This is a genomic window from Roseinatronobacter sp. (assembly GCF_051859525.1).
GTDB lineage: Bacteria > Pseudomonadota > Alphaproteobacteria > Rhodobacterales > Rhodobacteraceae > Roseinatronobacter.
The window spans coordinates 33,145-56,821 of record NZ_JBHYFM010000007.1 but is presented as its reverse complement, the minus strand read 5'-3'; the positions used below and the strand labels follow the sequence as shown (position 1 = coordinate 56,821).

25 protein-coding genes are annotated in these 23,677 nt (G+C 59.4%); 12 read left to right on the top strand and 13 right to left on the bottom strand.

Translation table 11 applies throughout. The annotated features are described in order from the left end of the window. Window positions 1-311: 311 nt before the first annotated feature. From ACTIE1_RS08135 to ACTIE1_RS08120, 4 genes are all read right to left on the bottom strand, one after another. Window positions 312-653, bottom strand: coding sequence for a DUF2853 family protein (locus ACTIE1_RS08135; protein WP_439562017.1), 342 nt, complete (start codon window positions 651-653; stop codon window positions 312-314). A gap of 127 nt (window positions 654-780) precedes the next feature. Then, a complete protein-coding gene (locus ACTIE1_RS08130) occupies window positions 781-1,959 on the bottom strand; it encodes a lytic murein transglycosylase (RefSeq protein WP_439562016.1) in 1,179 nt (392 codons plus the stop codon). An 86-nt stretch (window positions 1,960-2,045) separates the two neighbouring features. Beyond that, window positions 2,046-3,026: a glutathione S-transferase family protein gene (locus ACTIE1_RS08125; RefSeq protein ID WP_439562015.1), complete on the bottom strand. Its 981-nt coding sequence runs from the start codon at window positions 3,024-3,026 to the stop codon at window positions 2,046-2,048. Between the two features lie 87 nt (window positions 3,027-3,113). Next, window positions 3,114-4,286, bottom strand: a complete 1,173-nt coding sequence (locus ACTIE1_RS08120; protein ID WP_439562014.1) for a MalY/PatB family protein — start codon at window positions 4,284-4,286, stop codon at window positions 3,114-3,116. A 102-nt stretch (window positions 4,287-4,388) separates the two neighbouring features. On the opposite strand from ACTIE1_RS08120, the gene def (ACTIE1_RS08115) reads away from it, so the two are divergent. The 5 genes from def (ACTIE1_RS08115) (at window position 4,389) to ACTIE1_RS08095 (ending at window position 8,292) form a co-directional block, all read left to right on the top strand. Next, window positions 4,389-4,910 carry a peptide deformylase gene (gene def / locus ACTIE1_RS08115; RefSeq protein ID WP_439562153.1) on the top strand — a complete coding sequence of 174 codons (522 nt, stop codon included), beginning with the start codon at window positions 4,389-4,391 and terminating at the stop codon, window positions 4,908-4,910. Further along, window positions 4,907-5,401, top strand: coding sequence for a peptide deformylase (gene def, locus ACTIE1_RS08110; RefSeq protein ID WP_439562013.1), 495 nt, complete (start codon window positions 4,907-4,909; stop codon window positions 5,399-5,401). Before def (ACTIE1_RS08115) ends, def (ACTIE1_RS08110) begins: the two co-directional genes overlap by 4 nt. Then, window positions 5,402-6,304 (top strand): methionyl-tRNA formyltransferase, encoded by a 903-nt coding sequence (fmt, locus tag ACTIE1_RS08105; RefSeq protein WP_439562012.1) that lies wholly within the window; start codon window positions 5,402-5,404, stop codon window positions 6,302-6,304. A gap of 172 nt (window positions 6,305-6,476) precedes the next feature. After that, entirely contained in the window at window positions 6,477-6,968 is a 492-nt protein-coding gene (locus ACTIE1_RS08100) for an Lrp/AsnC family transcriptional regulator (protein ID WP_439562011.1), read from the top strand. Between the two features lie 163 nt (window positions 6,969-7,131). Beyond that, a complete protein-coding gene (locus ACTIE1_RS08095) occupies window positions 7,132-8,292 on the top strand; it encodes a glycine cleavage T C-terminal barrel domain-containing protein (RefSeq protein ID WP_439562010.1) in 1,161 nt (386 codons plus the stop codon). A gap of 49 nt (window positions 8,293-8,341) precedes the next feature. Here ACTIE1_RS08095 and ACTIE1_RS08090 read toward each other — a convergent pair whose 3' ends face one another. Beyond that, window positions 8,342-8,602, bottom strand: coding sequence for a WGR domain-containing protein (locus tag ACTIE1_RS08090; RefSeq protein WP_439562009.1), 261 nt, complete (start codon window positions 8,600-8,602; stop codon window positions 8,342-8,344). Window positions 8,603-8,725: 123 nt separating this feature from the next. After that, window positions 8,726-10,321, bottom strand: coding sequence for a glycerol-3-phosphate dehydrogenase (gene glpD / locus ACTIE1_RS08085; RefSeq protein ID WP_439562008.1), 1,596 nt, complete (start codon window positions 10,319-10,321; stop codon window positions 8,726-8,728). Window positions 10,322-10,549: 228 nt separating this feature from the next. Between glpD and ACTIE1_RS08080 the strand changes: the two genes are divergently transcribed. After that, the gene (locus ACTIE1_RS08080; protein WP_439562007.1) at window positions 10,550-11,326 is read left to right on the top strand and encodes a DeoR/GlpR family DNA-binding transcription regulator; all 777 of its coding nucleotides are present in this window, start codon (window positions 10,550-10,552) and stop codon (window positions 11,324-11,326) included. A gap of 13 nt (window positions 11,327-11,339) precedes the next feature. On the opposite strand, the gene ACTIE1_RS08075 is transcribed toward ACTIE1_RS08080, so the two are convergent. Together ACTIE1_RS08075 and ACTIE1_RS08070 are read right to left on the bottom strand one after the other, a co-directional pair. Continuing rightward, window positions 11,340-12,320: an endonuclease/exonuclease/phosphatase family protein gene (locus ACTIE1_RS08075; protein ID WP_439562152.1), complete on the bottom strand. Its 981-nt coding sequence runs from the start codon at window positions 12,318-12,320 to the stop codon at window positions 11,340-11,342. A gap of 116 nt (window positions 12,321-12,436) precedes the next feature. Then, window positions 12,437-13,279, bottom strand: coding sequence for a hypothetical protein (locus ACTIE1_RS08070; protein ID WP_439562006.1), 843 nt, complete (start codon window positions 13,277-13,279; stop codon window positions 12,437-12,439). Between ACTIE1_RS08070 and ACTIE1_RS08065 the strand changes: the two genes are divergently transcribed. Beyond that, window positions 13,278-13,583 (top strand): hypothetical protein, encoded by a 306-nt coding sequence (locus tag ACTIE1_RS08065; RefSeq protein ID WP_439562005.1) that lies wholly within the window; start codon window positions 13,278-13,280, stop codon window positions 13,581-13,583. The genes ACTIE1_RS08070 and ACTIE1_RS08065 overlap by 2 nt on opposite strands. Here ACTIE1_RS08065 and leuD read toward each other — a convergent pair. Together leuD and leuC are read right to left on the bottom strand one after the other, a co-directional pair. Continuing rightward, window positions 13,562-14,167 carry a 3-isopropylmalate dehydratase small subunit gene (leuD, locus tag ACTIE1_RS08060; RefSeq protein ID WP_439562004.1) on the bottom strand — a complete coding sequence of 202 codons (606 nt, stop codon included), beginning with the start codon at window positions 14,165-14,167 and terminating at the stop codon, window positions 13,562-13,564. The genes ACTIE1_RS08065 and leuD overlap by 22 nt on opposite strands. A gap of 67 nt (window positions 14,168-14,234) precedes the next feature. Continuing rightward, window positions 14,235-15,650 (bottom strand): 3-isopropylmalate dehydratase large subunit, encoded by a 1,416-nt coding sequence (gene leuC, locus ACTIE1_RS08055; protein WP_439562003.1) that lies wholly within the window; start codon window positions 15,648-15,650, stop codon window positions 14,235-14,237. Window positions 15,651-16,065: 415 nt separating this feature from the next. Here leuC and rsfS point away from each other — a divergent pair, with 415 nt between their 5' ends. After that, window positions 16,066-16,389, top strand: coding sequence for a ribosome silencing factor (gene rsfS / locus ACTIE1_RS08050; RefSeq protein ID WP_439562151.1), 324 nt, complete (start codon window positions 16,066-16,068; stop codon window positions 16,387-16,389). Then, entirely contained in the window at window positions 16,389-16,859 is a 471-nt protein-coding gene (rlmH, locus tag ACTIE1_RS08045; protein WP_439562002.1) for a 23S rRNA (pseudouridine(1915)-N(3))-methyltransferase RlmH, read from the top strand. Before rsfS ends, rlmH begins: the two co-directional genes overlap by 1 nt. Before the next feature lie 33 nt (window positions 16,860-16,892). On the opposite strand, the gene ACTIE1_RS08040 is transcribed toward rlmH, so the two are convergent. From ACTIE1_RS08040 to mobA, 3 genes are all read right to left on the bottom strand, one after another. Continuing rightward, a complete protein-coding gene (locus ACTIE1_RS08040) occupies window positions 16,893-17,798 on the bottom strand; it encodes a LysR substrate-binding domain-containing protein (protein ID WP_439562001.1) in 906 nt (301 codons plus the stop codon). Window positions 17,799-18,030: 232 nt separating this feature from the next. Beyond that, entirely contained in the window at window positions 18,031-18,903 is an 873-nt protein-coding gene (locus ACTIE1_RS08035) for a molybdopterin guanine dinucleotide synthesis (RefSeq protein ID WP_439562000.1), read from the bottom strand. Beyond that, complete coding sequence (gene mobA, locus ACTIE1_RS08030) at window positions 18,900-19,502, bottom strand: molybdenum cofactor guanylyltransferase MobA (protein WP_439561999.1); 603 nt, start codon at window positions 19,500-19,502, stop codon at window positions 18,900-18,902. The genes ACTIE1_RS08035 and mobA overlap by 4 nt, the downstream gene beginning before the upstream one ends. Window positions 19,503-19,608: 106 nt before the next feature. Between mobA and ACTIE1_RS08025 the strand changes: the two genes are divergently transcribed. From ACTIE1_RS08025 to clpB, 3 genes are all read left to right on the top strand, one after another. Next, the gene (locus ACTIE1_RS08025; protein ID WP_439561998.1) at window positions 19,609-20,148 is read left to right on the top strand and encodes a DUF2478 domain-containing protein; all 540 of its coding nucleotides are present in this window, start codon (window positions 19,609-19,611) and stop codon (window positions 20,146-20,148) included. 95 nt (window positions 20,149-20,243) lie between these two features. Continuing rightward, window positions 20,244-20,900, top strand: coding sequence for a GNAT family N-acetyltransferase (locus tag ACTIE1_RS08020; RefSeq protein WP_439561997.1), 657 nt, complete (start codon window positions 20,244-20,246; stop codon window positions 20,898-20,900). Between the two features lie 140 nt (window positions 20,901-21,040). Next, window positions 21,041-23,653, top strand: coding sequence for an ATP-dependent chaperone ClpB (gene clpB, locus ACTIE1_RS08015; protein WP_439561996.1), 2,613 nt, complete (start codon window positions 21,041-21,043; stop codon window positions 23,651-23,653). Window positions 23,654-23,677 lie beyond the last annotated feature (24 nt).

The window sequence follows — 23,677 nt, the reverse complement described above, 5'->3', positions numbered from 1 at the left end:
AACAGCGCCTTTCACCCTCAGATAAGGGTTGGCGTCGGGTTGTTTCAACCTAACGCCTGAAAAATTGCATCACAATCGGAATACTGGCGGAAAACGGTCATTTCTGGGCCGGCATCTGACGAAGCGGTGTCATTTCACGACGCACAAAGGGAAATGGAAACGGGGCCGCGCATGGAACGCGGCCCCACTCACCCATATGCCCTTCACAGCACCGGAAGAAATAAGGCCGGCCATCCTGACCCGCACGTTAATCAAACCAGTGATGCACGCCGATTTCAAGCGAACAAAATCTAAAAGTTTAATCACTGCAATCAGTGGTATAGCGCTTCCTTGCCGAAATGTCTGACCAGCAAATAATACACAACCGCACGGTACTTGTTCCGTTCCGACCGGCCATATTGTTCAATGACCGCATCAATCGCGGCGTTCAGTTCAGGCCCGTCCGGCAAACCGAGTTTCTTGATCAGGAAGCCCCTGCGCACCGTATCCAGTTCATGCTGTTGCGTGGCCGCAACCGTGCTGGCATCTGCGTCATAGATGGATGGGCCACATCCTATGGTCACCTTGCGCAGCAGCTCCATATCAGGGTTCACCCCGCATTTTTCCCGTAAATCCGAGGCATAGCGTTCAATCAAATCATCCCTGCGTCCCATGGCGTCACTCCATTAACTTGCACAATTTCACTTTTCCGCGCGATCCTCACGCAGGCGTGAAGAGTGTAAGAAAATCCACGCAAAACCAACAAAAATTTGCGCAAGCGCCTGAAATGCCGCAAAGGCACTATAGCATGCGCAACAACTGGGGTGTGGGCCAACCATCCGCGGGCAGGCCAAGCTGCGCCTGAATATCCTGCACTGCCGCGCGCGTATTTGCGCCCAGAATGCCGTCAATACCGCCAACATCGAACCCGCGCTGTGCCAGTTTTTGCTGCAACTGGCGCATCTGGTCCTGATTCAGCCCCTGTTCGGGATTGCCCGCCTGATAGACTGGTGCCCCCATCAGCCGCGTGGCGAAATAGGCGGCTGTGGTGATGTAGATAAAACTCTGGTTCCATTCAAACAGCGTGTTGAAATTCGGGAAAACCATGAACGCTGGCCCGCGATGCCCTTGCGGCAGGATCACAGACGCGCGCATGTTCCCCGATGGCAGGCTGCCATGGGTGGGGCGCACGCCCAGATTTTGCCACTGGCTGACGGTCAGTTCATTGCGCAGCCCTGTTTGCGTCAGGTCCAGCCCGCTTGGCAGGGCGACTTCATGCATCCACGGTTCATTCGGGCGCCAGCCCTTGGCGCGCAGCATCGATGCCGCCGACAGGATGGAATCGGGGACAGAGTTTTGCAGGTCGATGCGCCCGTCCCCGTCCCCATCGACCGCGTGATTTATGATGTCAGAAGGCAATTTCTGCACCATACCGATTTCGCCAGCCCAAGCACCGCGCGTGCGCGCGGGGTCCAGCATGCCACGGCGATACATTTCAATCGCGGAAAACACCTGCGGGCGGAACAGTTCGGGGCGGCGGCAATCATGCGACAGCGTCACAAGCGCATTGACCGTGTTGAAATCGCCCTGAACCGCGCCGAAATCCGTCTCGAACGCCCAAAAGGCCAGCAGGATGCCGGATTGAACACCATAGGTCTGCTGTGCCGCACGAAAGATATTCGCGTGGCGATCCGCATTCGACCGCCCCGCATTCATCCGGTTCTGCGAAATCAGCGCACGCGAGAAATCCAGAAACGGGCGCTGGAAGATGCCCTGCCGCCGGTCCGCATTCAGAACCGCCTGTTCCTGCCGGACATTGGCAAAGAAGTTGTCAATCAAGGCGCGGTCATAGCCGCGGGTCGCGGCTTCTGATTTCAGGCCCTGAACGAATGAACCGAAATTGCCGCCGCAACTTTGCGCCTGCGCTGCTGAACCCAAACCAAAACCAAGAACTGCCACCAGAACCGGAAGAATACGCATACCACCCCCTAAGAAATTTGCCCCACGTTAGCGCAGGACAAATCTTATGGGAATCGCTTTTGTGTGAACAGTGCGGTTACGCGGTATCAAAGCCTGTCGCGGCCATGAGGTGCGTTGAAATCCAGATCCGGATTGATGGGAATAATCCGGTTCGGGTTTATCGTATCGTGGCTGTAGTGATAATGCCGCACGATATGGTCGAAATTCACCGTTTCCGCAACGCCCGCATGCTGGAACAAGTCGCGCGTATAGGCCCATAATGCGGGGTAATCCACAATCCGGCGACGGTTGCATTTGAAATGCAGGTGATACACCTTGTCAAACCGCACCAATGTGGTGAACAGCCGCCAATCCGCCTCGGTCAGGGTATTGCCCATCAGGTAGCGCTGCCCCTGCAACCGGTCTTCCAACCAGTCGAGCGAGTCAAACAGCGGCACAACCGCCTTATCATAGGCCGCCTGCGTGGTGGCAAAGCCGGATTTGTAAACGCCGTTATTCACCGTGTCATAGATGCGGTCATTCACGGCATCAATATCGGCCCGCAGCGCTTGCGGATAGTAATCATCGGTGTTGCCCGTCAGCCCGTCAAAGGCGGAATTGAACATGCGAATAATCTCGGCGGATTCGTTCGACACGATTGTTCCGCGCTCCTTGTCCCATAACACAGGCACAGTCACGCGCCCCGAAATCTTCGGATCGGCCTGCGTGTAGATGTCGCGCATGAACTTGTGCCCGAACAGCCGGTCACCCGTGGCGCCGTCAAAATCATCCGCGAAGGTCCAGCCGTCATTCAGCATGTCGGGATGAACCGCCGACACGTCAATCAGCCCTTCCAGCCCCTTCAGCTTGCGAAAAATCAGGGTGCGATGTGCCCACGGGCACGCATAGGACACATACAGATGATAGCGCCCGGCTTCCGCCTTGAAACCACCTTCGCCAGACGGGCCTGCACTGCCGTCTGCTGTGACCCAGTTGCGAAAACGTGACGTGTCGCGTTTGAACGCGCCGCCGGTTTTGCTGGTGTCATACCATTCACTTGACCATTCGCCGTCAATCAATCGGCCCATTTGAAGCCCTCCATTTGCTTGGGGGGACATATGGGCAGGGGGCACGGTGGCGCAATCTGCATTCGTGCACGCCCCCTGTGCATGGGGTTATTGCAGATCGCGGAACGCGGCCTGCAAACGTGCCACCGCCTGTTCGATCACTGACCGCGGTGCCCCAAGGTTGAAGCGCAGATAGGCCGTGCCGCCTGTTCCGAATGTCGGCCCGTGATTGGCGGCAATCTGGGCGTCACGCTCGACCCTTGCGGTGAATTCCTGCGGGTCCATACCCGTGCCTGAAAAATCCACCCAAGCCAGATAGGTGGATTGCAACGCCATGGACCGCACACCGGGAATGGCATTCATGCCCGCATCAAACACCTGCCGGTTGCCGTCCAGATAGGTGCATAACGCATCGACCCATTCCGCTCCTGCCGGTGAATAGGCCGCTGTTACAGCATGCAGCCCGAAGGAATTGGGCGAAATGCCCATCGCGGCCAGCGTAGTGGCGAACTGCCCGCGCAATCTGGCATCGGCAATGATGACATTGCCGCAATGCGTGCCAGCAAGGTTGAATGTCTTGGACGCAGCGGTCAGCATGACCAGACGGTCCGCGCAGTCCGGCGCGGCCACGGCCATGGGCAGATGGCGGCTGCCGGGCATCACCAGATCGTGGTGAATTTCATCAGACACCAGAATCAGGTCATGGCGCGCGCAGAAATCAGCGACCTTGCGCAATTCCTGCGCCGTCCAGACACGCCCGCCGGGGTTATGCGGCGAACACAGGACCAGCATGCGTTCCTGTCCGGTCATCAGGGCATCGGCTTCATCAAAATCCATTTCATAGCGGCCATCATTCAACGCCAGCGGGCATTCGACCACTTTGCGACCGGCGGCCTGAATGGTGCGCGCGAACGCATGATAGACCGGCGTGAACAACACCACACCGTCACCCGGTTGTGTCCATGTATGCAGGCACAGGCCAACGGCATTCACCAGCCCGTGCGTGGTGAAAATATGGGCGGGGTCCACCTGCCAGCCGTGCCGGTTCGCCATCCACCAGCAAATGGCCGCGCGATAGGCATCATCATCCCCGAAATAGCCATATACACCATGATCCACCGCCTTTTGCAGCGCGTCCTGCACACAGGACGGCGGACGGAAATCCATATCGGCCACCCACATGGAAATTCCGGTGTCGGGGGATACGCCGTAACGGTCCTGCATCATGTCCCATTTCATGGAATGGGTGCCGCGCCGGTCAATGATCTGGTCGAAATTCATGGGGTGCCTCCGGTTTTGGAACAAGCTGGCCTGTGCGCGTGCGCGCTGCAAGCGGAAAATGCCCCATTGAACAGGCGTGTGGCTTGGCTTAAATCGCAAAACATGACCCTGCGCCCGATCCTGATACACCCCGACCCGCGGCTGAAGAAGCCCTGCACCCCGATTGACGGGATAACCCCCGAGATTGGCAAGCTGGCCGAAGACATGCTGCAAACCATGTATGACGCGCCCGGTGTTGGACTGGCCGCGCCGCAAATCGGCGTGTTGCAGCGCATGTTCGTCATGGATTGCGTCAAGGAAGAAGGTGAAGCCCCCCGCCCGATGGTGCTGGTCAATCCCGAAATCATTGCCACATCCGATGACATGAACACCTATGAAGAAGGGTGCCTGTCCATTCCGGAACACTACGCCGAAGTCACCCGACCGGCGCGCGTGACCATGCGCTGGATGGGCCTTGACGGAAAAATGCACGAAGACGAATTTGACGGGCTTTGGGCCACCTGCGCGCAGCATGAGCTGGACCACCTGAATGGCAAGCTGTTCATCGACCATCTGGGCGCAATCAAACGCCAGATGATCACGCGCAAGATGGTCAAGTTCAAGCGCGAACAGGCCCGTGGATGAGTGTGCGGCCCTGCATCCCGTGGCCGGACAAACGCCTGCGCAGTCCCGCAGCCCCGGTTGATGCAATCACCGACGACATACGCGCCATCTGGACCGATATGATCGACACGATGGAAGCGATGCCGGGTGTCGGGCTGGCCGCGCCGCAAATCGGCGTCATGCTGCGGCTGGCGGTGGTGGATGCGTCCGACGCGCGCAGTCAGGCGGTGCGCATGGCGAACCCCGAAATCCTGCATGCCAGCGCACAAATGCGCAGCCATGATGAAGCCAGCCCCAACCTGCCCGGTGTCTGGGCCAGCATTGAGCGCCCCCGCGCCGTGACAGTGCGGTTTGTAAATCACAGTGGCGCGCAGGAGGATCGTGATTTTGTGGGGCTTTGGGCGACATCCGTGCAGCACCAGATCGACCACCTGAACGGCAAGATGTATTTCGACCACCTAAGCAAGCTGAAGCGCGACATGCTGCTGCGCCGCGCCAGAAAGGCGGGCTGAATGCGCGTTATCTTCATGGGCACGCCGGATTTTTCGGTTGCAGCGCTGGACGCGATCCATGCCGCGCATGATGTCGTGTGCGTCTATACCCAGCCCCCGCGCCCTGCTGGCCGTGGCAAACAGCCCCGCCCCAGTGCGGTTCATGCCCGCGCCGATGCGTTGGGCCTGCCCGTGCGTCACCCCACCAGCCTGAAGGATGCACAGGCGCAGGCCGATTTTGCAGCCCTTGGCGCGGATGTGGCGGTTGTCGTGGCCTACGGGCTGATCCTGCCGCAAACTGTGCTGGACGCGCCGCGCATGGGGTGTCTGAATATCCATGCGTCCCTGTTGCCGCGCTGGCGGGGGGCAGCACCCATTCAGCGCGCAATCATGGCGGGTGACAAAGAAACGGGCGTGTGCATCATGCAGATGGAAGCGGGGCTGGACACAGGACCGGTTTTGTTACGCGAAACCACGCCCATTGGCCCCGATGACACTGCCCAGACCCTGCATGACCGCCTGTCACAGATGGGCGCAGGGCTGATTGCGCGCACGCTTGACCACCTGCCAGACCTGACGCCCCAACCGCAGCCTGAAACGGGCGTCACCTATGCCGCCAAGATCGACAAGGCCGAAGCCCGTATTGACTGGACGCGCCCTGCCGATGAAATCGCGCGCCAGATCCGCGCGCTGTCGCCGTTTCCGGGCGCATGGTGCGACACCCCGTTCGGGCGGCTGAAACTGTTGAACGCGCAGGCTGTGGACGAAACCGGCGCACCGGGCGAGGTACTAAGCGGGCTGACAATCGCCTGTGGCAAGGGGGCTGTGCAGGTAACTGATGTGCAGCGCGAAGGCAAACGCGCGATGGCGGCGGCCGAATTGCTGCGCGGCACAGGGCCTTTGACAGGCGCGGTGTTCAGCTAGGGCGTGGTCCGACAGGTGCGCCGGTTTAACCGGACTGGCCTGAAAATATGCCGCGATCAGCGCGAAGGTGGTCGCATAGCCCTGTATCCGCGCATTCGTGTTGGGTTAAACTGCCACAGTGAAGGCCATGTACGGGGGCATTCTGTCCGCGGCCGCTGCAAGAGGCACAGGAATGAAACGATCTGCACTTGATGCTACCGATATCCGCATCCTTAGCGCAGTGCAGCAACACGGCCAGCTTAGCAAAACGCGACTGGCCGAAATCGTCAACCTGTCGCCCACACCATGCTGGGCACGTCTGGACCGGCTGAAGGCGGCAGGCTTCATTCGTGGCTACCATGCAAAGGTCGCGCTGGACCGGATCGCGGATTTCACAAAGATCATTGTGACAGTGTCCCTGACACATCATCGCAAACTGGATTTCGACCGGTTCGAGGCCTATATCCACAGCGTCGATGAAATCACCGAATGTGTCGCGACCGGTGGCGGGATCGACTATATCATGACTGTGTTCGTTCCCCGCATGGCGGCGTTCCAGAACCTGATGGATGACCTGCTGTCAGCCGATATCGGCATTGACAGGTATTTCGTCTATATCACGACCAAGCAGGTGAAGTCAGGCCAGCCGAATCTTGCCAAACTCGCGGCCCCGCCTGCGCGCTAGGGAAATGCGCCTGTTCAGTCTGGCAACTGCCAAAAAAACGGTCCGAACAGACTGGGACAGACCCAATTTTCAGGACAGACACCGCCCTGCGGATCGCTATGGTCAGCGCAGCATTCAGACGGATCACGGCACAGGCAGCCGGCCGTCAATACGGGGGGATAACATGACACAGTTGCAAGATTTCGGCTTCGGCACCCAGATCCGCAAATCACCCTATTTCGACGCGACCGTGCGTTGGGGCGCGCAGGGGTTTTCGGTTTATAATCATATGCATATCCCGCGCGATTTTGGTGATCCGGTTCAGAACTTCTGGAACCTCGTGAATGATGCGATCCTGTGTGATGTGGCCGTCGAACGTCAGGTCGAGGTTACTGGTCCGGATGCCGCAAAATTCGTCCAGATGCTGACGCCGCGCAATTTGTCGAACATGGCCGTGGGGCAGTGCAAATATGTGCTGATCACCAATGCCCATGGCGGCATTCTGAACGATCCTATTCTGCTGCGTCTGGGCGAAAACCATTTCTGGCTGTCCCTGGCCGACAGCGATATTCTGCTGTGGGCGCAGGGTGTTGCAGTACATTCGGGGCTGGATGTCACAATCACCGAACCTGACGTGTCGCCCTTGCAGTTGCAGGGGCCAAAATCCGGCGAGGTGATGCGCGCCTTGTTTGGCGACAGCATCATGGACCTGCGCTATTACTGGCTACGCGAAGTAGAACTGGACGGCATTCCGCTGATTGTGTCGCGCACCGGTTGGTCCAGCGAGCTGGGGTATGAGCTGTATTTGCGCGATGGCTCACGCGGCGATTCCTTGTGGGAACGGATCATGGCCGCAGGGCTGCCGCTGGGGCTGAAACCCGGCCACACATCGACTATTCGCCGGATCGAAGGCGGCATGCTGTCCTATCATGCGGATGCGGACATCAACACCAACCCCTATGAACTGGGTCTGGATCGTCTGGTCGATCTGGAGATGGACACCGATTTCATTGGCAAGTTCGCATTGCAGCGCATTCGTGACAACGGGGTGGAACGCAAGCAGGTTGGTCTGCGTCTGGGCGGCGCACCGCTGGACGGCCCGAACACGACATTCTGGACGATCAGTCATAACGGCAACTGCGTCGGCAAGGTCACGTCGGCCATCTATTCACCGCGGCTGGACCAGAACATTGCGCTGGCCATGGTATCTGCGGAGTGTTGCGAGCTTGGCCTTGAACTGGAGGTGATGACCCAATCGGGCGCAGTTGCCGCCACAGTGGTCGAGCGTCCGTTCTACGACCCGAAAAAGAGCCTTGCAGCAAGTGCCCTTGCACAAACTGTCTAAGCACATCTGACAGGGGCAAGGCAGGGTCGCCCCTGCGCCCCGCAAGGCGTCAGGCCGATGTCGCAAAGGCCCTTTCGGTCAGGTCATATCCGCGCGTGGCCGCCCTGCGCGCAGCGCTATCCGCCGCCAGCACCGCGTCGCGCAGATTTGCGAACCACACACTCATATGGCACCCGCGCGACCCGACGCGACCCCATTCGCGGGTAACCGTATATTCGCCGAACAGGTTATAGCTGACCTCGACACGGTAGAAATGCGTCAGCACATCCCGCGCATCGGGTGCCGTGCGATGACAAAGCAGGGTCAGCATGGGCGCGATCCTTGATATGGTCCACTGCACCGATGTTAGACCACTGCGCGCCGTCAACCAATGCCAAATCTTCAGTTGGGCAGGCAGGTTTTGCACAGGACTGTCCCCGAATATGTCGTTCTGCTAGCCCCCAGCCACAGGTTGACGGGACATCCAGTCCGCCAGATCATCGCTTTGCTGTCGTGTCAGGCGCAAACCAAGTTTGCTACGCCGCCACAAAACATCCTCGGCGGTGCGCGCATATTCATGGGTCATCATCCAGGTGACTTCCGCTTGCGTCAGTGTCGCGCCGAAATCCTGACCCAGATCTTCCGCGGATACCGCATTACCAAGGATCTTGCGCGCATCCAGCCCATAGGCACGCACCAGACGCCGCGCCCAGAAATCACTCAGGAACGCATAGTCACGCCGCAGCCCCGCAACCAGATCGGCAACGCCGTCATGCGGAAAATCACCGCCCGGAAGGGCAACACCGGCGGTCCATGTGCCACCGGGAACGGACATGACCTGACCAATTTTCTCCAAGGCGGATTCGGCCAGACGGCGGTATGTGGTGATTTTACCGCCAAACACGTTCAGCACGGGCGCACCTGCGGATTTGTCGACCTTCAATGTATAGTCGCGGGTTGCCGCTGTCGCAGAACTTGCGCCATCGTCATAAAGGGGTCGCACACCGGAATAGGACCACACGACATCATCTGCCGTGACGGGGCGTTTGAAATACTGGCTGGCGAAGTCACACAGGTAATCGCGCTCGGCCTCGGTGCAGGTGGGTGGGGTGGCCGGATCGCTGTGTTCCGCATCCGTTGTGCCAATCAGGGTAAAATCCTGTTCATACGGTATCGCAAAGATGATGCGCCCGTCGGTCCCTTGAAAGAAATAGCATTTATCATGGTCATACAGCTTGCGGGTTACGATATGGCTGCCACGCACAAGCCGCACATTTTCGCGGCTGTTCAGGCGCAATTTTCCATGAATGACATCACCGACCCACGGACCCGCCGCATTCACCAGCGCCTTCGCACGCAATGTGTTCGTTTCATTTTCGGTCTTGATGGTAACTTGCCAAAGCCCCTCCTGCACCTCGGCAGAGACCACCTCGGAGCGGGTCAGGATTGTCGCGCCGCGGTCTTCGGCATCGCGGGCATTCAGGACGACAAGGCGCGAATCCTCGACCCAGCAATCTGAATATTCATACGCTTTGGCAAAGCGGGCCTGCAACGGCGCACCCTCATTCGTGTTGGCAAGGGCCAGTGTCGATGTCGCTGGCAGAATCTTCCGCCCGCCAAGATGGTCATACAGGAACAACCCCAACCGGATCAGCCATGCGGGCCTGCGCCCTTTCATCCACGGCAGGAAGAATGACAGCAGTTTTGACGTTGGTGTATCGCTTTCAAACCGCATATCCTTATGATATGGAAGGATAAATCGCATGGGCCAGCTGATATGCGGCATTGCCCGCAACAGTGTTTCACGTTCGATCAGCGCCTCGCGGACCAGACGGAACTCAAAATACTCCAGATAACGCAACCCGCCATGAAATAACTTGGTCGAGGAAGAGGACGTCGCCCCCGCAAGATCACCCTTTTCAGCCAGAACAACGGACAAACCGCGCCCCACAGCATCGCGCGCGATGCCACAACCGTTGATTCCGCCGCCAATTACCAGCAGATCAAAAACATCCTGCGTCGTCGGGTCCGTCGATATGGGCTGTGTCATCTTGACTCCGGTTGCGAATTGCAAACTTCCTGCGGTCATATGTGCCACAAGGCAGATATTCGCGCAATAACGCAGATTTTTTGACGTTATTTTGTTCGCTTTTCTTAAAACGAACATTTTGGCCATGATATTCCGGCATTAATCTGATAGCCATGTTCGCAGCCACAGGAGAAACACGAAAAACGAACATTCCGGCCCGAAACCTAACCCGCCACACGGGGGAATCACATGTCGCAGACGATGCGCCTGCAAGAAATCCTGACCATAGCGCGCCGCGACGGGCGCGTGTCGGTTGATGCATTGGCCACGCATTTCAACGTAACCCTACAGACAATCCGCAGGGATCTGGCCGAACTTGCCCATCAAGGCAAACTGGACCGCGTTCATGGCGGGGCAGTTATGCCGTCCACCATCGCCAATATCGGATATGAGGACCGGCGCGGCCTGAATGATGGCGCCAAGGCCGCCATCGCCGCCAGATGCGTGCAGGACATTCCCGACGGGTGTTCAATTTTCCTGAATATCGGCACCACAACCGAGGCCGTGGCGCGCGCCCTGATGGGGCACAGGGATATTCTGGTGCTGACCAATAACATCAACGTGGCGAATATTCTGGTCGATAACCCGCATTGCGAAATCATCCTTGTCGGGGGGTTGCTGCGGCGGTCGGACGGGGGGCTTGTCGGAACGGTAACCACCCAAGCCATTGCGCAATTCAAGTTTGATCTGGCCGTCATCAGTTGTTCGGCACTGGATGAAGACGGCGATATGCTGGATTTTGACATTCAGGAAGTGGGCGTCAGCCAGTCCATTCTGAAACAGGCGCGGCGCAGCTTTCTGGTGGCGGACGGGTCCAAATTCCAGCGCCGCGCGCCAGCGCGCATCGGGTCGCTGGCGCAGCTGGACTGCTTTTATACAGACACGCCCCCGCCCGCCGCAGTCAGTGCAGCGTGCCATGGCTGGGGAACGCGCATTGCGTTAGGGCACGCATCCGATGGTGCATAAGGTTTTTGCGCCGCTACAGGTTTTCCGGATCAATATCCACCCAGACAAGGCGATGGCGCGTTGGCGGATCGTCAGAATTGCCCAGAAGCGCGGATTCCGGCGCATCCGGCGCGGGCCAGAAAACCCCTGCACCGGTTACGCGAAGGCCGGATGACGGCAGAACATAGCTGACCCGCAGGTTCCCCGGACCCGGAACCTGCGGCCAGTGCACAGTGTCCAATGCATCCGGCCCCCGATGCCCGCTATTTCTGCCTGCGCTGGCTCCATCACTGGCGGGCTGGGGGTCCTGAATCGCAGGGTAGGCCAACAGGGCGCGCATTGCATCATGCAGACCGTCCCCGTCAAACGGGTCCAGATTGCTGCCCCCCAGCAGCACGAATGGCCGCGCGGGCGGGGCCATGGGCAATGCGCCGTCCAGAAAATGATGCCAGAACGCAGTTTCGTCGTGGTTCCGATTCAGGTTCCTGTCGTTTCGTCCACCAAAAACCGGTGGCCCTGCCTGATAGACAAGCAAATGCAACGACCCGCGCTTGGGGATATCCAACGCCACGTCCCAATGTCCTGTGCTTGATAATCGCTGAATGGCGTCACGCGCAGGGTCCGGCATGGATCCGGCTGCGCGGTAAGGGCTAAGCGTGTCAGGCAGGTCGCGCCACAGAAAGCCGCTGAAATCACGGGATTGCGCAGGCAGAATGGGAAAACGCGACAGAATCCCCAACGCCTTCTGGCCCGCGAAATAGCCATAGCCCTGCGTATCATCCGGTCCGGCCACATGACCGTCACCTGTCATGTCCAGCCCGGTGCGCACACCGGCATTGGACGGGAATGCAAACGCATGGGGCAAATCATGCCCATAGCTGGCAATCAGGTCCCGAAAAGCGCGCAAGGTCGCATTGTCATGGTCGTTGTCCACACCGGACAGGACGATCACATCAGGCGCGACATGGGCGATAAGCTGCGCCTTGGTCGCTGCGGCGGGATCATTGCGAAGGATATCGCGCAGCGCAAGACCCGGACCGCGCCCACCCAGATCAATCCGCCAGAAGGCCAGCCGCAGATCACCCGAACCGAGGGTCTGGGCGTTGCCAAGGCTGGCGGGGATCAGACAGATCAGGAATAGGCAGACCGCGCAGGCAACGGCACTGACGCTTCTGCGTCCGCGATACGGCGGCGTTGCGCGCGGATAAGCTGCGCAACGCGGTACATTGCCACCCCGCGCATCACCAGACTGACCGGCACAAAAGCCCATAATGCAACACCCCAAACCAGTGACAGCGGCGTTTCAAGGGTCAAGGGCTGCACCAGCAAGCTGGAAATATGCAGCAGGACCGGCAAGGAGAATGGCAGGATAATCCCTACCAAAATGTTAATTTGCCCCTCGCGCTCCAGCCGGTGGACAACATCAATGCCCTTGGTCGGGTCAAAATTGGGCAGATTCACCCACACATTCAGAACCGAGCTGCGGTTTGGCCAATAGCGCAAATAAACCGTCGCCAGAAACCCCACAAGGCCCAGTTGCGCAAGAACAAAGGCGACAGATGCCGCTGCCTGCACATTTGCCGCATGCTCCACGGTCAGGCCGCCGGGCAGTGCGGCGCGCAACATACGGACAGGACTGAAATTGAAATCAAGCGCGGCGCCCAGCCACATGGCAATCTGCGGCACATGTTGTCCGTCATGCAAACTGACGGCACGCTGCATCAGCGTCAGGGCCAGAACAATGACGAACAGCAGCGCAAAGCGGCCACGATTATAGGGTTTCGCATCACGGAATTCGATAAGGCCGGGATGGCGGGCGGTGTATTCCACCACAACGACAATCCCTGCAATCAGGGCGATCAGCGTCAGACCTTGTGATATATCAGGCAAAATACCGGGCAACAGAAGCGCGGGCACCAATATCAGAACAACTACTGAAAACCCGCGCAAAAATGCGCTTGCCACTTGGGACATGGACGACCTGCTACCTTGCCTTTTGCCGCGCCTGTCCGGCGATCCGGTGCGCGTGTTTCCGACAGAACGCGTGATTTCCAGCTTGTCCGGAAGCGCCCGCCTTATTTTTGCCACAAAATTGCCCATTTATCGCCACCCTAGCAAGTCCCTTTTGAATATTGCGCAGGGCTATGGCTATTTCACGGTCGAACTGTCGCGACTTTGCATCAAATTTGTGGAAAAAAAGCGGCACCCTTCACGGGTGCCGACTGGAAAAAGCCACATTTCAGGGGGTTTGGGCGTTCAAACCCAGGGACGTGCCTGATTTGCCTGCGCTTCAAAGCTGTCAATTGCAGATACTTTTTCAAGGGTCAGGCCAATATCATCCAGACCATTCAGCAAACAATGCTTCTTGAACGGGTCAATCTGGAAATGGAATTCCTGCCCGTCCGCACTTGTGACTGTCTGTGATTCGAGGTCGATCGAAATGCGCGCATTCTCGCCTTTGCGGGCATCATCCATCAGGATATCAACCTGCTCTTGCGGCAGAACGATTGGCAGGATGCCGTTCTTGAAGCAGTTGTTATAGAAGATATCGGCAAAGTTGGTCGAAATGACACTGCGAATTCCAAAATCCAGAAGTGCCCAAGGAGCGTGTTCGCGCGACGATCCGCAGCCGAAATTGTCACCGGCGACCAGAATCTGTGCCTGCCGGTATGCGGGCTGGTTCAGCACGAAATCGGGAATTTCGTTGCCGTTGTCATCAAACCGCATTTCGTCAAACAGGTTCTTGCCCAACCCCGAACGCTGGATCGTTTTCAGGAACTGTTTGGGAATAATCATGTCCGTATCGATATTGACCAGCGGCATTGGTGCGGCAACACCGGAAAGGGTGGTAAATTTGTCCATTGTCGTCTCCTCGTCAGAGGTGCCGGGGCGTTGCCCCGGACCCCAGAGTATTTAAGGCAAGATGAAATCAGGCAGGCTCGGTCGTCAATTCGCGCACATCTGTCAAACGGCCCGTGATTGCAGCCGCAGCCGCCATTCCCGGTGACATCAGATGTGTACGACCGCCGCGACCCTGACGCCCCTCGAAATTGCGGTTGGATGTAGCCGCGCAGCGTTCGCCGGGGGCAAGCTGGTCGGGGTTCATCGCCAGACACATGGAACAGCCCGCAAGGCGCCATTCAAACCCTGCATCGATGAAAATCTGCGCCAGTCCTTCTTCTTCGGCCTGTGCACGTACAAGGCCCGAACCGGGCACGACCATGGCGCGCTTGACCTTGATCTTGCGGCCTTTCAGGATTTCGGCGGCGGCGCGCAGATCCTCGATCCGGCCATTGGTGCATGACCCGATGAAGACCGTATCAATTTCGATATCGGTCAGCTTCTGGCCCGCCTTCAGTCCCATATAGTCCAGCGCACGACGCACGGCATCGACCTTGCCGCCGCTGAAATCCTCGGGGGCGGGGACGCTTGCGGTAATGGGCAGCACATCTTCGGGGCTGGTGCCCCATGTCACAACCGGCGCGATATCTTCGCCGCGCAGGGTTATGACCTTGTCCCAATGCGCGCCCTCATCCGATTGCAGCGTTTTCCACCACGCCAGCGCAGCATCCCATTGCGCGCCTTTGGGGGCGTGCGGGCGGCCCTGCACATAGGCGAATGTCTTTTCATCAGGTGCAATCAGGCCGGCGCGTGCGCCCCCCTCGATGGCCATGTTGCACACGGTCATGCGCCCTTCCATGGACAATTCGCGAATGGCCTGTCCGCAATATTCAATCACATACCCGGTGCCGCCTGCCGTGCCCGTGACGCCGATGACGGACAAGGTGATATCCTTGGCGGTCACGCCGGGGCGCAGGGATCCGGTGATTTCCACCTTCATGTTTTTGGACTTTTGCTGGATCAGCGTCTGCGTGGCCAGAACATGTTCCACCTCTGACGTGCCGATGCCGTGGGCCAGCGCACCAAACGCGCCATGCGTGGCGGTGTGGCTGTCGCCGCAAACAACCGTCATGCCCGGCAGTGTCCAGCCCTGTTCGGGGCCAACGATATGCACAATGCCCTGACGAATATCGTTCACGGGGTAGTAGTTCACGCCGAATTCGCGGGCGTTCTTGTCCAATGCCTCGACCTGAATGCGCGATTCGGGGTTTTCAATGCCGTTTGCGCGGTCAGGCGTCGTGGGCACGTTATGGTCCGGCACGGCAATCGTTTTTTCCGGTGCGCGAACCGTGCGGCCCGTCATGCGCAACCCCTCGAAGGCTTGCGGGCTGGTCACTTCATGGACCAGATGACGGTCGATATACAGCAGGCAGGTGCCATCCTTGTCTTCATGGACAACATGGGCATCCCAGATTTTATCATACAGAGTTTTGGCTACAGTCATGGCGATCTCTCTTGCGATCAGAGGAATTGGCGGTGCTGAAAGGGGCAGCCCAAGGGCTGGCGCGGGCAGATCAGCGCAGTCGTGCCAGCACAGACCGGTTTTCACGCTGAAAGCGTTGCGGCAGGCGCGCATGGTCTGTCATGTCGAAATACCGTTTCATGCCCGCTGTCATACGCCCGAATCAAACCGTAAGCAACGCTTCACACCGCGCCCTTCGCGCAATTTCTACGCAAAAAGTGACCACAAGCGCGACAACAGCCTATCTGGATCATTGAGAAACCGCTGCCATGGTGTTAAATTGAGGGTGTCAACATTTACACATCAGGAGGACAGTTCTCTGTCTACCACAGAACCTACCGCACTTGCGGCCCGCACGGCACCCTCGGCACCTGCCACCTTAAGCAGTGATGCGCTTCTGGATCTGGTTCTGACCTCGCTTGACGATGATAAAGCCGAAGATATCGTTACCATCGATCTGCGATCAAAATCGGCCATGGCCGATCATATGGTCGTTGCATCCGGCCGATCGACCCGGCAGGTCGCGGCGATGGCGCAAAAACTCATGGACCGCCTGAAAGAGACCTTTCGCCTGACCGCCCGCGTCGAGGGGAAGGACACCGGCGATTGGGTGCTGATCGATACCGGCGATGTTGTCGTCCATATTTTCCGGCCGGAGGTGCGGGAATTCTACCAGCTTGAAAAGATGTGGCAGGACGCAGGCCGTGTGCCTGCCAGCTGATGCGCCTGCATGTCTGCGCCATAGGGCGCATACGCAAAGGGCCGGAACGCGCATTGATTGACGACTATCTTGCGCGTTTCGACAAAGCAGGCCGCGCGCTGTCACTGGGTCCATGCGTGGAACACGAATTGGACGACCGCAAGGCCGCAACCCCCGCCGCGCAAGCCAGACTGCTGGAAAAGTCGATTCCCGATCATGCCGACATCATCGCCCTTGATGAACGCGGGCAGATCATATCCTCGCGCGATTTTGCACAGCATATCGCCACCCGCCGCGATTCTGGCATAAGCGATATGGCTTTTGTGATCGGGGGCGCGGACGGGCTGGACCCCGATTTGCGCAGCCGCGCGCACAAGCTGGTGTCATTCGGCGCCATGGTGTGGCCGCATATGCTGGCCCGTGTCATGTTGTCAGAACAGATTTACCGCGCTGCAACAATTCTTGCCGGTGGTCCGTATCACAGGGACTGAGGCGGCGCTGTTTCGGGTAAGAACGCGCGGCGCTTACCAGTCGTTCACGCTGCGATTGCCCAGTTTTTCGACCAGATAATCTATCAATGCGCGGACCTTCGGCTGGGTATAGCGACCTGCGGGAAAGACAGCGTGCATCGCCTGCACATCTTGCGGCAGGTCGGGGATCACATCCTGCACCAGCCCGTCCTTCATTGACCGCGCGAACAGGAAGCTTGGCAGATACGCTATGCCCAGCCCGTTAATGGCCGCATTCAACAGGGACTGCCCGTCATTTACGGAAAACCAACTCGCCGAACGCACCTGACGCACTTCGCCCGACGGGGCGGTAATGCGCCAGACAGATGTGGCCGCGTTGTGCGAATAATACAGCAAGCGATGGTCATTCAGGTCATCAATCCGTGCAGGCCGGCCATGTTCGGCCAGATACGCGGGTGACGCGATAAGGCGCTGGGTTGTTTCACAAATTTTACGGGCGCGCAGGCTGCTGTCATCCATGTCGCCCATCCGTATGGCCAGATCGAACCCTTCCGAGATCAGTTCGACATAGCGGTTTTTCAGAACCATGTTAACGGATACTTCCGGATAGCGCTCCAGAAATTCCCCCAAAAGCGGAGAGACATGCGCAGCCCCGAAATCCGTGGGAACCGCAATGCGCAGAATCCCCGAAGGGGCGGATTGCATGGAGGTTACCAGATTGTCAGCCTCGCCCGCGTCATTCAACACCCGTCGCGCACGGTCGTAATAGGCAAGACCAATATCCGTGGGGCTTACGCGCCGCGTTGTGCGGTTCAGCAATCGCGCGCCAAGGCGTGTTTCCAACGCCGACACATGCTTGGACACAGCTGATTTCGATATGCCCATCTTGCGCGCCGCATCCGTGAACCCGCCTTGGTCCACAACTGTCGCAAAGGCTTCCATCTCGGTCAGTCTGTCCATCGTCACGCCCCGAATTACACTTTTACCCTGCCACCATCGCCGCCAATTCGGGCAAGAATGGGGTGGGCGCGGGACATAACCGCGACAATCGGCGCATTTCCATCATATTTGTCCGGATACGGCAACAGACCAGGCATGCCCCCTAAAGGGCGCGGGGCTGCATGTGGCCTAGCCGGGCGCCGCAGGCGCGCGGCGGGGCGGGTGGGTGGGGCCATATGCAGCCCCGCGCGCGCTACCCGATGCCCAGCGCCCGAAGCAGTGTCGCCCCATGTCCCGCACCCAGAATCCACCCCTCTTCGCGCAGCACTTCAGGTGGTGCCTGCGGGGCCATCAGGCATGACATATCAGATCCGGTTAATGCCCGCGCCAGCAAATCCACCTGCGCCGCATCCTTGCAGGCATAACCCTGTGACATGCGCACCGCAGGATCAATAAGCGACAAGTAGGTTTCGGCCAGAACGACCTGTGCGGTGTCGGCGGGCTGCATGGGCCAGACCGCCAGTGACTGCCCGTATTCCGCCCGCAGACCTGCCAGATGGGCCATGCCCAGCAGGCTTTGCGACCCGACCGACCCTGTCGTATAGAGTTTCCACATCGGGTGCGCCCCTGAACACAGCCGTTCGGTCTGGCGCAGTTCCGCCAGCCCGTGCCCGTGCCGCACGGACCCTTTTTCCGGCAAATCCGGATACTCCCGCCCCGCTGGCCGCCCCCAGAACGGCCCCACCCCCGCGAAGGCGCGGTTCATCAACGCTGCCACCTCGAACCGGTTGTTGCGGTTGCGTGCATCATCCGTGATACGCCGCGCCAGCCAGTCCCAAACGGCCAGTGCGCTGGCCTGCCCGGTCAGCTGCTGCGCGAAGCCGTGGGGAAACCCGAAACCGATATCAAACGCAATCAAGATCCGCTGCTCGGCGCCCAGCGCCGCGTCAATGCCAGCACGAAGCGCCTGCATCGCCGATACGCGTGTCGGCAGGTTTTCCGGCGGCGCAGCCCCCGTCCCCCCACGACCAAGCCAGATGGAATCCGCGCCTCGTTTCGGGGTGGAATTTGCCGACCAGTCGACAACCACAATCCGGTCGAACCGCACTGGCGGGGAACCGGTCATTGCCTGCCTGCCAGATCTTCTGCGACACTCAGGTCAAGCGGTGTGTTGATGTTGAAAAACGGGTCAAAGGGGTGTGTGTCAAACTCCGCAACGTGCCCGTGATGACGGTCCACCCAGACAGACACTTTGCGGCAACCATCCGGAAGGGCCGCGCGCAGGTCATCGCGCAACGCGACGGGCCACAACCCAAATGTCGGGTGCCGCTGCACCCGACCGTTCCGGCGCGTCGCGGCCACGGCCAGACCCGATGCGCCTGCCGCAGCATCAAGCCTGCACACTAGATCACGCGGAAAAAACGGCGTGTCGGCCGCGACCGTGACGATATGGCTTGCACCCTGCCCCGCGCCCCAGTCCATCCCCGCCAGAATACCCGCAAGCGGGCCGGGGAAACCCGGCACCGTATCGGGCACAACCGGCAGGGCAAACCTGTCAAACCGCGACGGGTCGCCATTGGCATTCAGGGCCACCGCATCAACTTGCGGCCTCAGGCGGTCCAGCACATGTGCCAGCAGGGTCTTGCCTGCAACACACCGCACCCCCTTGTCCCCGCCCCCCATGCGCGTGGCCTGACCGCCCGCCAGAACAACGCCCGTAATCATGGTATTGCGCCCCTTTTCCATAACCGCCCCCCACAATGCAGACTGGCCCTGCCCCGCCCGCCGGTATAGACAGGATATAACACGACACGCACAGAAGGGCAGACAGATGCTCGGCTATATTCCTGCACAAGGGCGCGGCGGCACGAACCGGCTGCTGGGGGAACTGGTCGCCCGGCTTGAGGAGTCTCGCTGGCCCGTGGCTGGTGCCATCCAGATCAACACTGCCCGCGCGCAAGACCAGTCTTGCGACATGATGCTGCGTGTTATGGGACATGACGGTCAGGTGCGTATCAGTCAGGATCTGGGCCAGCACGCGTCCGGGTGCAGGCTGGATACACACGGGCTTGAAACTGCGGTCGGTCTGGTGGCAGCCAGCCTTGCGGCAGGCCCTGCGTTGCTGGTCGTGAACAAATTTGGCAAGGCCGAGGCCGAAGGGCACGGGTTTCGCGCCGTTATCGGAAACGCGCTGGCGCTGGGTATTCCGGTTCTGCTGTCTGTCCATCAGCCCTGCATGACCAGTTTTCTTACCTATGCCGACGGGCTTGCAGAAGAACTGACGCCCGATCTGGACAGCTTGCAAGACTGGTGTTGTGAACAAACAGGCCGTTCGGTTCAGAATGTATCACTGGCGCGAACAGTTCCTTAATTTTCTGTAAAGATCACGGAAAGTTTGCCGCGCTCTTGGCTGATTTCACACCGTCATGTGCCTATCATAGGACCACAGCGAAAAGGTAAGCCCACATGCCACTAGATACCAACACGCCAGACTCATCGGCGCCACATACGGAACCATCTGCAAGCGCCGTGCCTGATCTGTTGCGCGGCAAGAAGCTTTCCACGCCAACGCTGCACGCCCCGCCTGATTTGCTGACGCGCAATTTCCTGTTTGACGGCTGGCACCATGATGACGCGGCCCTGTATCAGTCTATGCTGGATGACCCTGATCTGTGGCGCTTCATGCCCGAGCAGTACCCCGCCCCCCTGTCGCTTGAACTGGCGCAGGATCTGATTGCCTTGTCCCAGCAGGCCGCGCATCACAAAGTGCGCGCGGTCTATTGGCAAAACCGGCTTGTCGGTCAGGTTCGTTTGCAATGGTCAAGGGGCGCAACACCGCCCGCATCGGGCGAAATCAGCTACTGGCTGGGACGCGACTATTGGGGCAAGGGACTGTCCGCGCCAATGGTCGGCGTGTTTGCGTATCGTTGCTTTGTGAAATTCCCTGCCCTTCAACACATCGAGGCCCGCATTCACCGCGACAACACGGCATCGCTGCGGCTGGTTGACAGGTTAGGATTCCGTCTTGCCGCGCAGGACGATGCGGCACCAGACTGGTCGCGGTTCATTTTGCAACGCGGAACCGGACTTGACTGGGCCGCACTGGCCGCCCCGCGCCTTTGAACAAATTTCGCGCCAGTTCGACTGTGCCCATCTTGCAACAGGCGCACTGCCTTCCCAAATAAGCATCAAGGCCCGACAGGGTGCCGCGCTGCAGGACAGGCGGTTTCCCCATTTCAGGGCGCTTATGAAGGAGAGCACAGATGAACCTGGAAAAATTCACCGAACGCGCGCGGGGTTTCCTGCAAGCGGCCCAAACCATTGCCCTGCGCGAAGACCACCAGCGCGTCACCCCATCCCATTTGCTGAAGGCCCTGCTGGATGATGATCAGGGCATGGCCGCCAACCTTATTCAACGCGCAGGCGGTGCCCCCGACCGCGTGATGCAGGCCAATGATATCGCGCTTGCGAAACTGCCGAAAGTGTCCGGCGGCGATGGCCAGATTTACATTGACCCGCAAACCGCCAAGGTGCTGGATCAGGCCGAACAGGTCGCCAACAAGGCCGGCGACAGCTATGTGACCGTTGAACGGCTGCTGACGGCGCTGGCGCTGGTGAAATCCGATGCCAAGGACGCACTGGATGCCGGTGCCGTCACGGCACAGAAACTGAACACCGCCATCAACGACCTGCGCAAGGGGCGCACGGCTGACAGCGCTTCTGCCGAGGACGGCTTTGACGCGCTGAAAAAATACGCCCGCGACCTGACACAGGCCGCGCGGGACGGCAAGATTGACCCCATCATCGGCCGGGACGAGGAAATTCGCCGCTCCATGCAGGTTCTAAGCCGCCGCACCAAGAACAACCCCGTTCTGATTGGCGAACCCGGTGTCGGTAAAACCGCCATTGCCGAAGGGCTGGCGCTGCGCATCATCAATGGCGATGTGCCCGAATCCCTGCGCGACAAGAAGCTGATGGCGCTGGATATGGGCGCGCTGATTGCCGGTGCAAAATACCGTGGCGAGTTTGAAGAACGCCTGAAATCCATCCTGTCCGAAATCACCGCTGCCAATGGTGAAATCATCCTGTTCATCGACGAAATGCACACCCTTGTGGGCGCCGGCAAATCCGAAGGGGCAATGGACGCCGCCAACCTGATCAAACCGGCCCTTGCGCGCGGGGAATTGCACTGCGTGGGTGCGACCACACTGGACGAATACCGAAAACATGTCGAAAAGGACGCAGCCCTTGCGCGGCGTTTCCAGCCGGTTCTGGTTCAGGAACCCACGGTCGAGGATACAATTTCCATCCTGCGCGGCATCAAGGAAAAATACGAACTGCACCACGGCGTGCGCATCGCGGACAGCGCGCTTGTGACGGCGGCCACGCTGTCGCATCGCTACATCACCGACCGTTTTCTGCCCGACAAGGCCATCGACCTGATGGACGAAGCCGCCAGCCGTTTGCGTATTCAAGTGGACAGCAAGCCCGAAGAACTGGACGCGCTGGACCGCGACATCTTGCAAAAACAGATCGAGTCCGAAGCCCTGCGCAAGGAAGATGACGCCGCATCCCGCGACCGGCTGGAAACGCTGGAACGCGAACTCTCCGACCTTCAGGAACGCAGCACCGAACTGACAGCCACATGGCAGGCCGAACGGCACAAGCTGGAAGAAGCCCGCAAGATCAAGGAAGATCTGGACCGCGCGCGCATTGATCTGGAAACCGCCAAACGCAGCGGCGATTTCGCTGCGGCAGGCCGGCTGCAATATGGCGACATTCCCGAACTGGAACGCAAACTGGCCGAGGCCGAGGCACGAGAGGCTGAAAAGATGGTCGCCGACGCCGTGCGCCCCGAACAGATTGCCGAGGTTGTGGAACGCTGGACCGGCATACCCACATCGAAAATGCTGGAAGGCGAACGCGACAAACTGCTGCGTATGGAAGACGAATTGCACAAGCGCGTCATCGGCCAGCACACCGCCGTGCGTGCTGTGGCCAATGCCGTGCGCCGCGCGCGCGCAGGGTTGAACGACGAAAACCGCCCCCTTGGCAGCTTCCTGTTCCTTGGGCCAACCGGCGTGGGCAAAACCGAACTGACCAAGGCGGTGGCCGAATACCTGTTTGATGATGACAGCGCGATGGTGCGCATCGACATGTCCGAATTCATGGAAAAGCACAGTGTCGCACGCCTGATCGGCGCCCCCCCCGGCTATGTCGGCTATGAGGAAGGCGGCGTTCTGACCGAAGCGGTGCGCCGCAGACCCTATCAGGTTGTGCTGTTCGACGAGGTCGAGAAGGCCCATCCCGAAGTGTTCAACGTGCTGTTGCAGGTTCTGGATGACGGCGTGCTGACCGACGGACATGGCCGGACGGTGGATTTCAAGCAAACGCTGATTATCCTGACATCGAACCTTGGGTCGCAAGCCCTGTCGCAACTGCCCGAGGGCAGCGATGGCACGCAGGCGCGCGCGCAGGTGATGGACGCCGTGCGCGCCCATTTCCGGCCCGAGTTCCTGAACCGGCTGGATGAAACCATCATCTTCGACCGGCTGGCGCGGGCGGATATGGATGCGATTGTTGACATCCAGATGGCGCGGTTGCTGAAACGGCTTCTGGCGCGCAAGATCACGCTGGACCTTGATGATGCAGCGCGCACATGGCTTGCCGACAAGGGCTATGACCCTGTTTACGGCGCGCGCCCCCTGAAACGGGTGATCCAGCGCTACTTGCAAGACCCGCTTGCCGAAATGCTGCTGGGCGGAACAGTTCTGGACGGCAGCACTGTTGCGGTGACCGCTGGGCCTGACGGGCTGATCGTCAATGACCAGCTGTCACGCGATGACGACGCGCCCCGCGCGGCACTGGTGCATTAACCCCCGCCACGCGCGACCAGCGAA

What these genes read in the sequence shown, in the direction of transcription:
- ACTIE1_RS08135 (WP_439562017.1), bottom strand. Translation starts at nt 653, where the DNA reads ATGGGACGCAGGGATGATTTGATTGAACGCTATGCCTCGGATTTACGG.
- ACTIE1_RS08130 (WP_439562016.1), bottom strand. Translation starts at nt 1,959, where the DNA reads ATGCGTATTCTTCCGGTTCTGGTGGCAGTTCTTGGTTTTGGTTTGGGT.
- ACTIE1_RS08125 (WP_439562015.1), bottom strand. Translation starts at nt 3,026, where the DNA reads ATGGGCCGATTGATTGACGGCGAATGGTCAAGTGAATGGTATGACACC.
- ACTIE1_RS08120 (WP_439562014.1), bottom strand. Translation starts at nt 4,286, where the DNA reads ATGAATTTCGACCAGATCATTGACCGGCGCGGCACCCATTCCATGAAA.
- def (WP_439562153.1), top strand. Translation starts at nt 4,389, where the DNA reads ATGACCCTGCGCCCGATCCTGATACACCCCGACCCGCGGCTGAAGAAG.
- def (WP_439562013.1), top strand. Translation starts at nt 4,907, where the DNA reads ATGAGTGTGCGGCCCTGCATCCCGTGGCCGGACAAACGCCTGCGCAGT.
- fmt (WP_439562012.1), top strand. Translation starts at nt 5,402, where the DNA reads ATGCGCGTTATCTTCATGGGCACGCCGGATTTTTCGGTTGCAGCGCTG.
- ACTIE1_RS08100 (WP_439562011.1), top strand. Translation starts at nt 6,477, where the DNA reads ATGAAACGATCTGCACTTGATGCTACCGATATCCGCATCCTTAGCGCA.
- ACTIE1_RS08095 (WP_439562010.1), top strand. Translation starts at nt 7,132, where the DNA reads ATGACACAGTTGCAAGATTTCGGCTTCGGCACCCAGATCCGCAAATCA.
- ACTIE1_RS08090 (WP_439562009.1), bottom strand. Translation starts at nt 8,602, where the DNA reads ATGCTGACCCTGCTTTGTCATCGCACGGCACCCGATGCGCGGGATGTG.
- glpD (WP_439562008.1), bottom strand. Translation starts at nt 10,321, where the DNA reads ATGACACAGCCCATATCGACGGACCCGACGACGCAGGATGTTTTTGAT.
- ACTIE1_RS08080 (WP_439562007.1), top strand. Translation starts at nt 10,550, where the DNA reads ATGTCGCAGACGATGCGCCTGCAAGAAATCCTGACCATAGCGCGCCGC.
- ACTIE1_RS08065 (WP_439562005.1), top strand. Translation starts at nt 13,278, where the DNA reads ATGGACGACCTGCTACCTTGCCTTTTGCCGCGCCTGTCCGGCGATCCG.
- ACTIE1_RS08070 (WP_439562006.1), bottom strand. Translation starts at nt 13,279, where the DNA reads ATGTCCCAAGTGGCAAGCGCATTTTTGCGCGGGTTTTCAGTAGTTGTT.
- leuD (WP_439562004.1), bottom strand. Translation starts at nt 14,167, where the DNA reads ATGGACAAATTTACCACCCTTTCCGGTGTTGCCGCACCAATGCCGCTG.
- leuC (WP_439562003.1), bottom strand. Translation starts at nt 15,650, where the DNA reads ATGACTGTAGCCAAAACTCTGTATGATAAAATCTGGGATGCCCATGTT.
- rlmH (WP_439562002.1), top strand. Translation starts at nt 16,389, where the DNA reads ATGCGCCTGCATGTCTGCGCCATAGGGCGCATACGCAAAGGGCCGGAA.
- ACTIE1_RS08040 (WP_439562001.1), bottom strand. Translation starts at nt 17,798, where the DNA reads ATGGACAGACTGACCGAGATGGAAGCCTTTGCGACAGTTGTGGACCAA.
- ACTIE1_RS08035 (WP_439562000.1), bottom strand. Translation starts at nt 18,903, where the DNA reads ATGACCGGTTCCCCGCCAGTGCGGTTCGACCGGATTGTGGTTGTCGAC.
- mobA (WP_439561999.1), bottom strand. Translation starts at nt 19,502, where the DNA reads ATGATTACGGGCGTTGTTCTGGCGGGCGGTCAGGCCACGCGCATGGGG.
- ACTIE1_RS08025 (WP_439561998.1), top strand. Translation starts at nt 19,609, where the DNA reads ATGCTCGGCTATATTCCTGCACAAGGGCGCGGCGGCACGAACCGGCTG.
- ACTIE1_RS08020 (WP_439561997.1), top strand. Translation starts at nt 20,244, where the DNA reads ATGCCACTAGATACCAACACGCCAGACTCATCGGCGCCACATACGGAA.
- clpB (WP_439561996.1), top strand. Translation starts at nt 21,041, where the DNA reads ATGAACCTGGAAAAATTCACCGAACGCGCGCGGGGTTTCCTGCAAGCG.